Source organism: Candidatus Rokuibacteriota bacterium, assembly GCA_016188005.1.
GTDB lineage: Bacteria > Methylomirabilota > Methylomirabilia > Rokubacteriales > CSP1-6 > UBA12499.
This window is the reverse complement of the sequence record JACPIQ010000086.1, coordinates 40,722-54,413: the sequence shown is the minus strand read 5'-3', so window position 1 is coordinate 54,413 and position 13,692 is coordinate 40,722. Positions and strand designations below refer to the sequence as shown.

Genomic DNA, 13,692 nt, shown 5'->3' with positions numbered 1-13,692 from the left:
TAGTATGACGTGTTGCCGATCTCTGGCGCGAGATTTACCGGGGAAGCTCCGGACAGGAGCGAGGGACACATGCCGACCGTCATGCCGCGGGAGGACGCAATCGACCGGAAATGGTACGTGGTCGACGCCGGGGGGAAGGTGCTCGGACGCCTGGCCTCGCGGGTGGCCACCATCCTCCGGGGCAAGCACAAGCCGACCTTTGCGCCCCACCTGGACGTCGGGGACCACGTTGTCGTGATCAACGCGGAGAAGGTGCACCTGACCGGGCGCAAGCTCACCGACAAGATCTACCGATGGCACTCCGGGTACATCGGCGGGTTGCGCGAGGTGAGCGCCGAGAAGATGCTCAAGGCGCACCCGGAGCGGGTGATCGAGTGGGCCGTTCAGGGGATGCTGCCCAAGGGACGGCTGGGCCGCGCCATGGCGCGGAAGCTCAAGGTGTACCGGGGGTCGGAGCACCCGCATTCGGCCCAGAAGCCCGAGCCGCTCCCCGGGAGCGTTCGGACATCCTCGTAAGGGGAGGACATGGCTCAGACGATGGCGTATTACGGAACGGGGCGGCGGAAGACCTCCGTGGCCCGGGTGTGGCTCCGGCCGGGCGCGGGCACCATCATGGTCAACCGCCGACCCTTCGAGGACTACTTCCCGCGGGAGACGCTGCGGATGATCATCTGCCAGCCGCTCCAGCTGACGAGCACCCTGGGCCAGTTCGACGCCACGATCAACGTGGGCGGCGGCGGCCCGACCGGCCAGGCCGGGGCGGTTCGCCACGGCATCGCCCGGGCACTGCTTCTCTTCGACGACAAGCTCCGGCAGACGCTGAAGCGTGCGGGGTTGCTCACCCGTGATCCGCGGATGAAGGAGCGGAAGAAGTACGGGCAGCCGGGAGCCCGGTCCAAGTTCCAGTACTCCAAGCGGTAGCCCGGAGGCTGGTGGGTGCTTCGGGTCGCGGTCGCGGGCGCCAGCGGATACATGGGGGCGGAGCTCCTCCGCCTGCTCGGGGTCCACCCGCAGGTCCGGCTCACGGCCGTCACCTCGGAGCGGCTCTCCGGCGAGCGCCTCGATCAGTTCTTCCCCCACCTGCGGGGGCTCTGCTCTCTCGTCTTCCAGGAGGCCGACCCGGAGCGGCTCGCGGGCGAGGCCGACGTGGTGTTTCTCGCGTTGCCGCACATGGAGTCGCAGCGGGCCGTCCCCGTGCTGCGGCGCCGCGGCCGTCGCGTCATCGATCTGTCGGCTGACTACCGCTTGCGGGACGCCTCTCTCTACACGACCTGGTACAAGGCGCCGCACGTGGACGCCGCCGGCCTCGCCGAGGCCGTGTACGGGCTGCCCGAGCTGCACCGAAAGGCCATCGCCCAGGCGGGCCTGGTGGCCTCTCCCGGCTGCTACCCCACGGGCGCGATCCTGGCGACGGCTCCGCTGCTCAAGAGCGGGCTCGGGCGGCCGGAGGGCATCGTCGTGGACGGCAAGTCGGGGGTCACGGGCGCGGGGGCCCAGGGTCGCAAGACGGATCCCATGTACCTCTACACCGAGGCCAACGAGAACGTCCAGGCCTACGGCATCGCCACCCATCGACACACCCCCGAGATGGAGCAGGAGCTCTCGGCCCTCTCGGGCCAGCCGGTGGTGCTGAGCTTCACGCCGCATCTGATCCCGCTGAACCGGGGGCTGTTCACGACGGCCTCGGTTCCGCTCGGGAAGTCGGTCAGCACCACCGAGCTCGTGGCCCTCTACCGGGAGTTCTACGCCGGCGAGCCCTTCGTCCGGGTGCTGCCCGAAGGAGAGCGGCCGACCACCCGGCGGGTGCTCGGATCCAACTTCTGCGATCTCACCGTGGTGGTGGACCCGCGCACCTCGCGCGCCGTCTGCCTCTCCGCGCTCGACAACCTGGGCAAGGGCGGCTCCGCCAACGGGGTCCAGAGTCTGAACATCATGATGGGGTGGGACGAGCGGAGCGGTCTGGAAGCGCCCCCCGTCTACCCCTGACGGGCCCCGCCAGCCGCATGCCAGAGATCCAGTGGCTGGACGGGGGGATCACGGCCGTCCCCGGTGTCCTCGCCTCCGGCGTCGCCGCGGGCATCAAGGCCAGCGGAAAGAAGGACCTGGCGCTGATCTACTCCTCGGCGCCGGCGCGGGCCGCGGCGGTCTTCACCACGAACCAGGTCAAGGGCGCGCCGGTGCTCGTCTCGCAGGAGCACGTGCGCGGCCGGAAGGCCCAGGCCATCGTGGCCAGCAGCGGCTGCTCCAACGTCTGCACGGGCGAGCAGGGACTCAAGGATGCCCGGGAGATGACCCGCGTCGTCGGCGAGTTGCTCCACCTGCCCCCGCAGCAGGTTCTGATCGCCGCCACGGGCGTCATCGGGCAACCGCTGCCGATGGACCGGATCCGGGCCGGCTTGCCGAAGCTGGTGAAGGCGCTCTCTCCCCAGGGCAGCCGCGCCGCCGCCGAGGCGATCATGACGACGGACACGGTGCCCAAGGAGGCGGCGCTGCGCGTCGAGGTCGGCGGGCGTCCCGTCACGCTCGGGGCCATCGCCAAGGGGGTGGGCATGCTCGAGCCGCACCTGGCGACGATGTTCTGCTTCCTCGCCACCGATGCCGTCATCGCCGCCGACGCGCTGCACGGGGCACTCCGGCGCGCCGTGGATCGCTCGCTCAACCGGATCTCGGTGGACGGGGACCAGTCCACCAGCGACACGGTGGCCGTGCTGGCCAATGGACTGGCCGAGAATGCGCCGCTGGAGCAGGGCGGGCGGGGGCTGCGCCAGTTCCGCCGGGCGCTGGAGGCGATCACCGAGCGGCTCGCCCTGATGCTCGTCCGCGACGGGGAGGGCGCCACCAAGCTCGTGGAGATCGTCGTCCGGGGAGCCCGGACTCGACGGGAGGCGCTCGTGGCGGCACGCGCCGTGGCGAACTCGCCGCTGGTGAAGACCGCCTTCGCCGGAGCCGACCCCAACTGGGGGCGGATCATGATGGCCCTGGGCAAGTCCGCCGCCCGCGTGCTGCCCGATCGCCTGGCGATCCGGATCGGCGAGGAGCCCCTCGTGGAGCGGGGTATACTGCGCGCGGGGGCCCGCCTGGACCGGGTCCGCGAGATCATGGGCCGGCGGCAGTACACCATCGCCATCGACCTGGGTCTGGGGCGCGGCGAGGAGCGCGTCTGGACATCCGATCTGTCGGAGGAGTACGTTCGAGTGAACTCGAAGTACACGACCTGACATGGGCGGCCCATCGGCCGCCCGCAACCACGCACGGTCTCGAGCTTCGGTCCCCGGTGGCGCGGTCGCCCGCCGGGGGAGTGCTGCAGTGACCCCCGCGAGGGGGCGTGCGCCGCTCGGGATCGGAGGCCAACCGACGAAAAGAGAGGACCCATGGCGACGCTGACGATGAAGGAATTGCTCGAGGCCGGGGTGCACTTCGGCCACCAGACGAAGCGCTGGAACCCCAAGATGCAGAAGTACATCTTCGGCGAGCGCAACGGCATCTACATCATCGACTTGCAGAAGACCCTCAAGAAGTTCCGCGAGGCCTACGCATTCGTGCGCGATCTCGCCGCCGGCGGCGGCACGGTCCTCTTCGTGGGGACCAAGAAGCAGGCGCAGGAGGCGGTGCTGGAGGAGGCCACGCGCTGCGGGATGTTCTACGTGAACCACCGCTGGCTCGGCGGCACGCTGACGAACTTCGCCACCATCCGCAAGTCCATCGCGCGGCTCAAGAAGCTCGACGAGATGAAGGAGACGGGAGAGTACGAGCGCCTACCGAAGAAGGAGGTCCTCGGGCTCGAGCGTGAGCGCGAGAAGCTCGAGAAGACCCTGATCGGCATCAAGGCCATGGAGCGGCTCGCCTCGGCGATCTTCATCATCGATCCCAAGAAGGAGACCATCGCGGTGGAGGAGGCCAAGCGGCTGGCCATTCCCATCGTGGCCATCGTGGATACCAACTGCGATCCGACCGGCATCGACTACCCCATCCCGGGGAACGACGACGCGATCCGCGCCGTTCGGCTCATCACCTCCCGGATGGCCGATGCCATCAATGAGGGCCGCGGCACCCTGGCGAAGGAGGAGGCGGAGGAGACCCCCGCGGCGCCCGACCTGCCCGTGGTGACCGAGGCGGAGATGGCGGCCCCCGCCGAGGCCGGCGCCTGAGCCGGCGAAGCGGCACACGCGAACAAGGAGAGCGGCCCGCATGGCATCGCACGCTTCGCTGGTCAAGGAGCTCCGGGAGCGCACCGGGGCCGGGGTGATGGACTGCAAGGCGGCACTGGAGTCTTCCCAGGGGGACCTCCAGGGCGCCGTGGAATACCTGCGCAAGAAGGGGCTGGCCGACGCCGCGAAGAAGGCCCACCGTGAGTCCCGCGACGGGGTCGTGGCGTCCTACATCCACCCGGGGAGCAAGATCGGGGTTCTGGTCGAGATCAACTGCGAGACCGACTTTGTCGCCAGGACGGACGAGTTCCAGCAGCTCGTGCGGGACGTGGCCATGCAGGTGGCGGCCGCGAGCCCGGCGTACGTCTCGCGCGAGCAGGTGCCCGGCGCGGTGGTGGAGAAGGAGCGCGAGATCTACCGCCAGCAGATGGCCGGCCAGCAGAAGCCACCCCAGGTCGTCGACAAGATCGTCGAGGGCAAGCTCGAGAAGTTCTACACCGAGCAGTGCCTGCTCGATCAACCCTTCATCCGGGACGCCACGGGCAAGACCCGCGTCAGGGACCTGGTGGACCAGGCGACCGCGAAGATGAAGGAGCGGGTGGCGGTGAGGCGGTTCGCCCGCTTCCAGGTCGGCGAGGGCACGTAGTGGAGGCCGGGGGCCGCCACCCCGCCTATCGCCGGGTGCTGCTGAAGGTCTCCGGCGAGGCGCTCGCGGGCGGACGCGGATACGGGATCGATCCGGAGACCATCGGGCGGATCGCCGACGAGATCCGCGAGGTGGTGGACCTCGGGGTCCAGGTGGCGGTGGTCATCGGCGGCGGCAACATCTTCCGGGGCGTGGCCAGCGCCTCGGTCGGGATCGAGCGGGCCACCGCCGACTACATGGGAATGCTCGCCACCGTCATCAACGCGCTGGCCCTGCAGGACGCCATCGAGAAGGCGGGGGTGGCCACGCGGGTCCTCTCGGCCATCGAGATGCGGGCCGTGGCGGAGCCGTACATCCGCCGGCGGGCGATGCGGCACCTGGAGAAGGGCCGGGTCGTGGTGTTCGCTGCCGGGACGGGCAATCCCTTCTTCACCACCGATACGGCGGGGGCGCTCCGGGCCATCGAGATCGGCGCCGAGGCGATCCTCAAGGCCACCAAGGTGGACGGGATCTACACGGCCGACCCGGCCAAGGACCCGGGCGCCTCGCGGCTCCCGCGTGTGACCTACATCGAGGCGCTGAACCGCGGGCTGCAGGTGATGGACACCACGGCCATCTCTCTCTGCATGGAGAACAAGCTTCCCATCGTGGTATTCGACCTCACGCGCCGCGGAAACATCCGCCGCATCGTGATGGGTGAGCCGGTGGGCTCGGTGGTCTCGGCCGATTCGCCGTCTCCCCGGGAGTGACGGACCATGCACGATGCCCTGCTCAAGGACACGGAAGCCCGCATGCAAGCGGCGGTGGACCTGCTCGGGCGCGAATTCGCCGGCGTGCGGACCGGCCGGGCCAACACGGCCCTGCTGGATACCCTGCGGGTGGATTCCTACGGCACGCCCACCCCGATCAACCAGATGGCCTCCGTGTCCGTGCCCGATCCCAAGACGCTCCTCATCCAGCCGTGGGACGCCTCGCAGATCAGCGCCATCGAGCGCGCCATCCTCAAGTCCGACCTCGGGGTGACCCCGGCCAGCGACGGCAAGGTGATCCGGTTGAGCATGCCGTCGCTCACCGAGGAGCGGAGGAGGCAGCTCGCCCGGACCGTGGGCAAGCTGGCCGAGGACGCGCGCGTGGCGATCCGCAACGTCCGCCGGGAGGCCAACGACAAGCTCAAGGGGCTGGCCAAGGACAAGAAGGTCTCCCAGGACGAGGAGCGGCGCGGTCACGACGTGATCCAGAAGACCACCGATAAGTTCACCACCAAGGTCGACGAGCTGGCCAGGAAGAAGGAGCAGGAAATCCTGACCATCTAGGCGTGTTCCCGGGGCGCCTGCCCAGGCTCTCGCCCTGATTTTCGTGGAAGGGGGCCCGCCCCTCAGGTACACTTGAGGGCCATGGCGTTGACCCCCGGAACAGGCGCCCGCCCGGCGGAGCTCTCCCTTCTGGCCGACAAGGAGCTCCGGGAGCAGGTGCTGGCCCGCTCCCTTCCCCGCCACGTGGCGATCATCATGGACGGCAACGGCCGCTGGGCCACGCGGCGCGGACTGCCCCGCGTGGCGGGCCACCGCCAGGGCGTCAAGGTCGTCCGCGAGATCGTGCGCGCGGCGGGCGAGCTCGGCATCGAGTTCGTCACGCTCTACGCCTTCTCGTCGGAGAACTGGAACCGTCCCGTCGCCGAGGTGTCGACGCTGATGAGTATCCTGGAGCGCAACATCGGGCGGGAGCTCCCGGAGCTCATGGCCCGGAACGTCCGCTTTCGCGTCATCGGTCGCCCCAACGGCGTCCCTTCCGCGGTGCGGCGGCCCATCGACAGGCTCGTGCAGGCGACCGCCGCCAACACGGGGCTCACCCTGGTGATGGCCCTGAACTACGGCGGGCGCGACGAGCTGGTGGATGCCGCACGGCGGCTCGCCGAGGACGTCCGCTCGGGCGCGCTCAGGCCCGAGGAGATCGACGAGGCGCGGCTCTCGCGGGCGCTGTACACCGAGGGCGTGCCGGACCCCGATCTGCTCATCCGTACCGGCGGCGAGATGCGGGTGTCCAACTTCCTCCTCTGGCAGATCGCGTACACGGAGCTGTTGGTGACCCCGACGCTCTGGCCCGATTTCGGCCCCCGCGACCTCTGCCTGGCCGTCGCCGAGTTCCAGCGCCGGCACCGGCGCTTCGGTCGGGTGTAATGGCCCGCGCCCACGACTTGCCGCTCCGGAGCGAGGTGCAGGGAACCGGCGAGACACGCCGGGTGGCCCTCGCCAAGCGCGTCCTGAGCACGCTCGTCCTGCTGCCGCTGTTCGTGGCCGTCGTGGTGGTCGGGCCGGTGTGGCTCTTCGGCGTGCTGATCGTGCTCGTCTCGGGCCTGGGCCAATGGGAGTTCACCGGGATGTTCGAGCGGGCGGGAGTCCGCAGCTTCCGGCTTCTCGGGCTGGCGGGCGGCGTGCTCGTCACCGCCAGCTTCGCCCTGCCCATGTCCGAGCGGCTCGCGCTCACCGCTGTGCTCCTGGCCGTCCTCACCGCGTCGCTCCGGGGACGCGACGGGGCCCGGATCGACTGGCAGCCGGCGGCCGTGACCCTGTTCGGAATCTGCTACGTGAACTGGCTGCTCGGCTACGGCTTCTGGCTGCGGGATCTGGAGGCCGGCACGGAATGGGTGCTGCTGCTCGTGTGGGTGACGTGGCTCGGGGAGACCGCCGCCTATCTCGTCGGTTCGGCCGTGGGGAGGCGGAGGCTGGCGCCGGTGATCAGCCCCAACAAGACGGTGGAGGGGGCCGTGGCCCAGCTGGCGGTCTCGGTGCTGGCGGCGCTGGCGGCCCGGGCGTGGTTCTTCGGGGCGCTCACGCCTCGCGAGGCCGTGACCGTGGGCGTGCTGCTGGGCGTCGCCGGCCAGCTGGGCGACCTCGTGGAGTCAGCCCTCAAGCGGAGCGTTGGCACCAAGGACACGGGGCATGTCATCCCGGGGCATGGTGGCATGCTGGATCGCGTGGACAGCCTGCTCTTCAACGCCCCCGTGCTCTTCTACTACGTCGCCCACGGGAAGCTTCCGGGCGCATGAAGCGCATCATCCTTCTGGGCGCGACGGGCTCCATCGGGCGGCGCACGCTCGAGCTCGTGGACCAGTTCCCGGCGGAGTTCCGCGTGGAGGGGCTCGCGGCCCGGGGGTCCAACCCCGAGCTGGTCGCCGACCTCTGCCTGAAGCACCGGCCGCGGGCGCTGGCACTCACCGATGCCCGGGCCATGGACCAGGTGGCGCGCGCGCTGCCGCGGCCCCGCCCGGAGATCCTCTCGGGTCCCTCGGGGCTCGTGACGCTGGTGACGCAGGTCGAGGCCGACGTGGTCCTCTCCGCCATCGTGGGCGGAGCAGGGCTCCTGCCGACCATGGCCGCCATCCAGTCGGGCAAGGCCATCGCGCTTGCCAACAAGGAAACGCTCGTCATGGCGGGCCCCCTCATGACCCGCGCGGCGCGGGAGCGGCGGGTACCCCTCCTGCCCGTCGACTCCGAGCACAGCGCCATCTTCCAGTGTCTCGCGGGGCACAACCGCGCGGAGGTGTCCCGCATCCTGCTCACCGCCTCCGGCGGGCCCTTCCGCCGGCGGCCGAAGGCCGACCTGGCTCGCGTGACGGTAGCCGAGGCCCTCAAGCACCCGACGTGGAAGATGGGAGCCAAGATCACGGTCGACTCGGCCACCCTCATGAACAAGGGCCTCGAGGTCATCGAGGCGCGGTGGCTCTTCGACCTTGCGCCGGAGCAGGTGCAGGTGATCGTGCACCCGCAGTCCATCGTCCACTCGATGGTGGAGTACGTGGACGGCTCGGTGCTCGCCCAGCTCGGGGTGGCCGACATGGGCATTCCCATTCTCTACGCCCTGAGCTACCCGACCCGTCTGCCCGGAGCATCCGAGCGGCTCGACCTCACGCGCGTCGGCGAGCTGACCTTCGAGGCGCCCGACCTCGAGCGCTTCCCGTGCCTTGGGCTGGCGCGCCAGGCGCTCCGGGACGGCGACTGCGCCCCGGCCATCCTGAACGCCGCCAACGAGGTGGCCGTGGCCGCCTTCCTGGACGGGCGCCTCGCATTCTCCCGGATCTCCGCGCTGATCGAGGAGGCCCTCGCGCGCGTGCCGGGCCGGGGGCTCACGAGCGTCGAGGCATGCGTCGAGGCGGACGCCGAGACCCGCCGCCGCGTGGGGGAGTGGTTGCCCGCCGGCCGGGGGCCCGCCGCCCCCGCGGCGCTCGCCGACGGATGGGCCGGGCGATGACGACGCTCCTGGCGTTCGTGGTGGTGATCGGGGTCCTGATTCTGATCCACGAGCTCGGTCACTTCATCGTGGCACGGCTCTGCGGCGTGGGGGTGGAGCGCTTCTCCATCGGGTTCGGTCCGGTGCTCTGGCGCATCAAGGGCAAGGAGACCGAGTACTGCCTCTCCGCCGTCCCCATGGGCGGCTACGTGAAGATGATGGGGGACGACGAGAACCCGCTGGAGGGCGGCAAGGGGGAGCTGGTCGACCCCGCCAAGTCCTTCCACCTGAAGCCGCTGGTCGCGCGCTTCGGCATCGTGTTCGCGGGACCTGGCATGAACTTCGTGCTGGCGGCGGTGATCTTCGCCGTGGTGTTCATGGTGGTCGGACGGCCCGTCTTCCCCGCCGTGCTCGGGCGCGTGGCCGAGGACGGGCCCGCCGCGCGGGCCGGGCTCCGGCTCGGAGAACGCATGGTGGCCGTGGACGGCCAGCGGGTGCAGTACTGGCACGAGGTGCTGCGCGTGGTCCAGGACGGAGCCGGGCGCCCCATGGCCCTCACGGTTGCGGGCCCCGGCGGCGAGCGAACGGTCACGCTGACGCCCTCGCGCGTCACCACCCGCGACCTGTTCGGGGACGAGCGTCAGGCGTGGGATCTCGGGGCTCGCCCCTTCACGCCCGCCACCATCGGCGATGTGATCGCCGGCTACCCGGCCGCCAAGGCCGGCCTCAGACCGGGCGACACCGTGACCGCCGCCGAGGGAAAGCCGGTCCTGTCCTGGGACGATCTGGCCGAGACGATCTACAAGCGGGCGGGCCAGTCCACACGGCTCGAGGTACGCCGCGGCCAGGAGACCCTCGCGGTCTCGGTCGTGCCGGCCGCCGTCAAGGATCGCGGCCCCGACGGCAAGGAGGTGGAGGTCGGACGCATCGGAATCTCCCCGGCGCCCACGGGGGTCCACCTGCGCTCCAACCCCCTGGTGGCGGTCTGGGAGGGCGTGAGCCGCACCGCCGAGGTGACCGCGCTGACGGCGGTGGGGCTCTACAAGATCGTCCTGGGCCAGATCGACCGCTCCAACATCGGCGGCCCGATCCAGATCGCGGTGGCGGCCGGCGAGCAGGCGCGCCAGGGGCTGCCGAGCCTGGCGTTCTTCACCGCGGTGATCAGCGTCAACCTGGCGCTGCTGAACCTCCTGCCGGTGCCCATGCTCGACGGCGGACACCTGCTCTTCTTCGCGTGCGAAGCGGTCCTGGGACGCCCGCTGTCCCTGCGCAAGCGGGAGGTGGCGCAACAGGTGGGCTTCGCCCTGCTCATGCTCCTGATGGTGTTCGCGGTGTACAACGACCTGGCGCGCATCGATGTCTTCAAGTTCTTCCGCTGAGCGTCCGGTCCGGGTGTCGAGGGAGCCCGGCGGCGCGGGGGGAGCGCGGTCCATGTTCGAACGGCGCAAGACCAGGCAGATCCAGCTGGGCGGGCTCAGGGTGGGGGGCGACGCCCCCGTCACCGTCCAGTCCATGACCAAGACCGACACCCGCGACGTCCAGGCCACGCTGCTCCAGATCTGGGCGCTAGAGGCCGCCGGCTGCGACATCGTCCGCTGCGCCGTGCCGGTCAAGGAGGCGGCGGAGAAGCTGGGTGAGATCCGACGGCAGATCCGCATCCCGCTCGTCGCCGACATCCACTTCAACTACCGGCTCGCGCTCATGGCGCTCGCCCAGGGTGTGGACGGGCTTCGGCTCAACCCCGGCAACATCGGGGGCAAGCCGATCGTGATGGAGGTGGTCGCCGCTGCCAAGGAACGGAGGATCCCCATCCGCATTGGCGTCAACGGAGGCTCTCTCGAGAAGGACCTCCTGGCCCGGCACGGTGGGGCCACGGCCCAGGGCATCGTGGAGTCCGCCCTCCGGCACATCCGCATCCTGGAGGACTGCAACTACCCCGAGATGAAGATCTCCCTGAAGGCCTCCGACCCGGCCATGATGATCGAGGCCTACCGGCTGCTGGCCGACCAGGTGGAGTACCCCTTCCACCTCGGGGTCACGGAGGCGGGGACGCCGGGGGTGGGCACCATCAAGTCCGCCGTGGGCATCGGCACGCTCCTGGCCGAGGGGATCGGCGACACGATCCGGGTCTCCCTGTCTGCCGACCCGACCGAGGAGGTGCGGGTCGGCATCGACATCCTCAAGGCGCTCGGCCTGCGTCAGGGCGGGCTCACCTTCGTGGCCTGCCCGTCGTGCGGGCGCGCGGACGTGGACCTCGTGAGCCTGGCGCGCCAGGTGGAGGAGGAGTTCAGAGGGCTCGACGAGGAGATCCACATCGCCGTGATGGGGTGCGAGGTCAACGGCCCCGGGGAGGCGCGTGCCGCCGATATCGGCGTGGCAGGAGGGCGCGGCATCGGGCTCATCTTCCGGGAGGGCCAGGTGATCCGGAAGGTGCCGGAGGCGGAGATCGTGGCGGCCATGCGCGAGGAAGTGGACCGCTTCCTGGCCGAACGCCGCGCGGCGCATCCCGCCGGCGGGTAGGGACGGCCGTGGGGCAGTTCGAGCGCCACGTGTTCGTCTGCACCTCCGGGGAGACCTGCCCCACCCAGGGCGACGTGGAGCGGTACGTCCAGGTTCTGCGCGCGGGCGTGGCCGCGGCCGGGAAGCGGACGGAGGTCAGGATCAACAAGGCCGGGTGCTTCTCGCAATGCGGTCACGGCCCCATGATGATCGTCTATCCGGAGAACGTCTGGTACGCGGGGGTGCAGGAGGCTGACCTTCCGGAGATCCTCGAGTCCCACATCCTCGGGGGCCAGCCCGTCGCGCGGCTCGTCTACGCCCCTGGCGTGGCGGGCCCCAACAAGCGCCCGGGGGCCCGGTAGCCTCCATGCGCTGGCACCGATCGCTCATTCCCACGCTCCGGGAAGATCCGGCCGACGCCGAGGCCATCAGCCACCGCCTCATGGTGCGGGCGGGGCTGGTGCGGCAGCTGGCCGCCGGCATCTACGTGTACCTGCCCGCCGGCCTGCGCGTGCTGAACAAGGTCACCGCCATCATCCGCGAGGAGATGAACGCCATCGGGGGGCAGGAGCTGACCATGCCGGTGCTCCACCCGGCGGAGATCTGGCAGCAATCGGGCCGCTGGGAGGCCATCGGCGGGGAGATGTTCCGGCTCAAGGACCGCAACCAGCGGGACATGTGTCTCGGCATGACTCACGAGGAGGTCGTGGCGTGGCTCGCGGCGCGCGAGATCCGCTCTTACCGGGATCTCCCTCAGGTCTGGTACCAGATCCAGACGAAGGAGCGCGACGAGGCCCGGCCCCGATCGGGCGTGCTGCGGACCCGCGAGTTCCTCATGAAGGACTCCTATACCCTCGATCCCGACCCAGCGGCGCTGGACAAGTCCTACAACGACCACAAGGCTGCGTACTGCCGCATCTTCGACCGCTGCGGCATCCGGTACGCCGTGGTGGACTCGGACCCCGGCATGATGGGGGGGGCGGGCTCGCATGAGTTCATGGCGCCGAGCGCGGCCGGCGAGGACGAGGTCGCGCTCTGCGGGTCCTGTGGCTACGCGGCCAACGTGGAGCTTGCCCGCGGCCTGCCGGCGCCGGTGCCGGCGCCGGCCTGGACGCTCGGGGAGGTCGCCACGCCCGAGGCGCGGACCATTGCCGAGGTCTGCGCGCTGCTGGGCATCGAACCGGCGCTGACGATCAAGTCCCTGGTCTTCATGGGGCCCGAGGGGCCGGTGCTGGCCCTCGTGCGGGGCGACCACGCGCTGCACGAGCGCAAGCTGGCGCGCGCGCTCCGTGGGGAGGCCCGTCCGGCCCAGGCCGGAGAGGTGCGGGAGCACCTGGGGGTCCCGGCGGGCTTCGTCGGGCCTGTCAAGGTCAGCGGTGTCGCCCGCATCGTGGCCGACGAGTCGCTCCGGCAGGGATCGTACCTGGCCGGCGCCAACCGGGAGGGCTTCCACCTCACCGGCGTCGTGGCGGGCCGCGACTTCCAGTGCGAGTGGGCGGACCTGCAGGCTGTCCTGCCGGGCGAGGCGTGCCCGTCGTGCGGCGCCCCGCTCCGGGTGGAGCGGGTCATCGAGGTCGGCAACATCTTCAAGCTGGGCACGAAGTACTCCGTCCCCCTGGGGGCCGTCTATCTCGACGAGCAAGGCCGGGAGCACCCCATCGTCATGGGCTCCTACGGCATCGGGCCGGCGCGCATCGCCGCAGCGGCCGTCGAGCAGCGCCATGACGCCGACGGCATCGTCTGGCCGTGGAGCATCGCGCCCTTCCAGGTCCACCTGATTCCCGTGGCCTCCCGCGACCTGGCCCAGGCCGCGGCTGCCGAGGATGTCTACCGGGAGCTGGTGGCGGCGGGATTCGAGGTGCTGATGGACGACCGCGACGAGCGCGCCGGCGTGAAGTTCAAGGATGCTGATCTGCTGGGCGTGCCGATCCGGGTGACCGTGGGACAGGGGTTCGTCAGGGAGGGGCTAGTGGAGATCCGCGAGCGCGCCAGTCGGCGGGAGCGGAAGGTGCCGCGCGCGGAGGTGCTGGCAACCCTCCGGGTGGTCGCTGGAGAGGTATCCCGAGGCTGATCCGGCCGGGCTCCCTTGCGGGGGCGCCCGGGCATGTGCTAAAGTGTTGTGAAAAGTGGGCGAAGCCCACTTTTTTTTCTGAAGGTTTCTGGGGGGCATGA

The 13,692-nt window shown here is 70.5% G+C and carries 15 protein-coding genes; all 15 read left to right on the top strand.

Annotated features, from left to right (window positions below; all coding sequences use genetic code 11):
- Nucleotides 1-69 precede the first annotated feature (69 nt).
- Nucleotides 70-516, top strand: a complete 447-nt coding sequence (gene rplM, locus HYV93_17065; protein ID MBI2527679.1) for a 50S ribosomal protein L13 — start codon at nucleotides 70-72, stop codon at nucleotides 514-516.
- Nucleotides 517-525: 9 nt separating this feature from the next.
- Nucleotides 526-921, top strand: a complete 396-nt coding sequence (gene rpsI / locus HYV93_17060) for a 30S ribosomal protein S9 (protein MBI2527678.1) — start codon at nucleotides 526-528, stop codon at nucleotides 919-921.
- A 15-nt stretch (nucleotides 922-936) separates the two neighbouring features.
- Entirely contained in the window at nucleotides 937-1,986 is a 1,050-nt protein-coding gene (locus HYV93_17055; GenBank protein MBI2527677.1) for an N-acetyl-gamma-glutamyl-phosphate reductase, read from the top strand.
- A 17-nt stretch (nucleotides 1,987-2,003) separates the two neighbouring features.
- Nucleotides 2,004-3,218: a bifunctional glutamate N-acetyltransferase/amino-acid acetyltransferase ArgJ gene (argJ, locus tag HYV93_17050; protein MBI2527676.1), complete on the top strand. Its 1,215-nt coding sequence runs from the start codon at nucleotides 2,004-2,006 to the stop codon at nucleotides 3,216-3,218.
- Nucleotides 3,219-3,371: 153 nt separating this feature from the next.
- A complete protein-coding gene (rpsB, locus tag HYV93_17045; protein ID MBI2527675.1) occupies nucleotides 3,372-4,148 on the top strand; it encodes a 30S ribosomal protein S2 in 777 nt (258 codons plus the stop codon).
- 40 nt (nucleotides 4,149-4,188) lie between these two features.
- Nucleotides 4,189-4,794, top strand: coding sequence for a translation elongation factor Ts (gene tsf / locus HYV93_17040; GenBank protein ID MBI2527674.1), 606 nt, complete (start codon nucleotides 4,189-4,191; stop codon nucleotides 4,792-4,794).
- The gene (locus HYV93_17035) at nucleotides 4,794-5,543 is read left to right on the top strand and encodes a UMP kinase (GenBank protein MBI2527673.1); all 750 of its coding nucleotides are present in this window, start codon (nucleotides 4,794-4,796) and stop codon (nucleotides 5,541-5,543) included. Before tsf ends, HYV93_17035 begins: the two co-directional genes overlap by 1 nt.
- A 6-nt stretch (nucleotides 5,544-5,549) precedes the next feature.
- Nucleotides 5,550-6,107, top strand: coding sequence for a ribosome recycling factor (gene frr / locus HYV93_17030; protein MBI2527672.1), 558 nt, complete (start codon nucleotides 5,550-5,552; stop codon nucleotides 6,105-6,107).
- Between the two features lie 81 nt (nucleotides 6,108-6,188).
- Nucleotides 6,189-6,971 carry an isoprenyl transferase gene (locus HYV93_17025; GenBank protein MBI2527671.1) on the top strand — a complete coding sequence of 261 codons (783 nt, stop codon included), beginning with the start codon at nucleotides 6,189-6,191 and terminating at the stop codon, nucleotides 6,969-6,971.
- Nucleotides 6,971-7,840, top strand: a complete 870-nt coding sequence (locus tag HYV93_17020) for a phosphatidate cytidylyltransferase (GenBank protein MBI2527670.1) — start codon at nucleotides 6,971-6,973, stop codon at nucleotides 7,838-7,840. Before HYV93_17025 ends, HYV93_17020 begins: the two co-directional genes overlap by 1 nt.
- Nucleotides 7,837-9,042: a 1-deoxy-D-xylulose-5-phosphate reductoisomerase gene (locus HYV93_17015; GenBank protein MBI2527669.1), complete on the top strand. Its 1,206-nt coding sequence runs from the start codon at nucleotides 7,837-7,839 to the stop codon at nucleotides 9,040-9,042. Before HYV93_17020 ends, HYV93_17015 begins: the two co-directional genes overlap by 4 nt.
- Nucleotides 9,039-10,400 (top strand): RIP metalloprotease RseP, encoded by a 1,362-nt coding sequence (rseP, locus tag HYV93_17010; GenBank protein ID MBI2527668.1) that lies wholly within the window; start codon nucleotides 9,039-9,041, stop codon nucleotides 10,398-10,400. Before HYV93_17015 ends, rseP begins: the two co-directional genes overlap by 4 nt.
- Before the next feature lie 52 nt (nucleotides 10,401-10,452).
- Nucleotides 10,453-11,541, top strand: coding sequence for a flavodoxin-dependent (E)-4-hydroxy-3-methylbut-2-enyl-diphosphate synthase (gene ispG, locus HYV93_17005; GenBank protein MBI2527667.1), 1,089 nt, complete (start codon nucleotides 10,453-10,455; stop codon nucleotides 11,539-11,541).
- Between the two features lie 8 nt (nucleotides 11,542-11,549).
- Nucleotides 11,550-11,882, top strand: a complete 333-nt coding sequence (locus HYV93_17000) for a (2Fe-2S) ferredoxin domain-containing protein (protein ID MBI2527666.1) — start codon at nucleotides 11,550-11,552, stop codon at nucleotides 11,880-11,882.
- Between the two features lie 5 nt (nucleotides 11,883-11,887).
- Nucleotides 11,888-13,591, top strand: a complete 1,704-nt coding sequence (locus tag HYV93_16995; GenBank protein MBI2527665.1) for a proline--tRNA ligase — start codon at nucleotides 11,888-11,890, stop codon at nucleotides 13,589-13,591.
- Nucleotides 13,592-13,692 lie beyond the last annotated feature (101 nt).

Excerpts from the sequence above, each read along its gene's own strand:
- HYV93_17020 (MBI2527670.1), top strand. The coding sequence starts at position 6,971 with ATGGCCCGCGCCCACGACTTGCCGCTCCGGAGCGAGGTGCAGGGAACC.
- rpsI (MBI2527678.1), top strand. The coding sequence starts at position 526 with ATGGCTCAGACGATGGCGTATTACGGAACGGGGCGGCGGAAGACCTCC.
- rpsB (MBI2527675.1), top strand. The coding sequence starts at position 3,372 with ATGGCGACGCTGACGATGAAGGAATTGCTCGAGGCCGGGGTGCACTTC.
- HYV93_16995 (MBI2527665.1), top strand. The coding sequence starts at position 11,888 with ATGCGCTGGCACCGATCGCTCATTCCCACGCTCCGGGAAGATCCGGCC.
- argJ (MBI2527676.1), top strand. The coding sequence starts at position 2,004 with ATGCCAGAGATCCAGTGGCTGGACGGGGGGATCACGGCCGTCCCCGGT.
- ispG (MBI2527667.1), top strand. The coding sequence starts at position 10,453 with ATGTTCGAACGGCGCAAGACCAGGCAGATCCAGCTGGGCGGGCTCAGG.
- tsf (MBI2527674.1), top strand. The coding sequence starts at position 4,189 with ATGGCATCGCACGCTTCGCTGGTCAAGGAGCTCCGGGAGCGCACCGGG.
- HYV93_17025 (MBI2527671.1), top strand. The coding sequence starts at position 6,189 with ATGGCGTTGACCCCCGGAACAGGCGCCCGCCCGGCGGAGCTCTCCCTT.
- frr (MBI2527672.1), top strand. The coding sequence starts at position 5,550 with ATGCACGATGCCCTGCTCAAGGACACGGAAGCCCGCATGCAAGCGGCG.
- HYV93_17015 (MBI2527669.1), top strand. The coding sequence starts at position 7,837 with ATGAAGCGCATCATCCTTCTGGGCGCGACGGGCTCCATCGGGCGGCGC.
- rplM (MBI2527679.1), top strand. The coding sequence starts at position 70 with ATGCCGACCGTCATGCCGCGGGAGGACGCAATCGACCGGAAATGGTAC.
- rseP (MBI2527668.1), top strand. The coding sequence starts at position 9,039 with ATGACGACGCTCCTGGCGTTCGTGGTGGTGATCGGGGTCCTGATTCTG.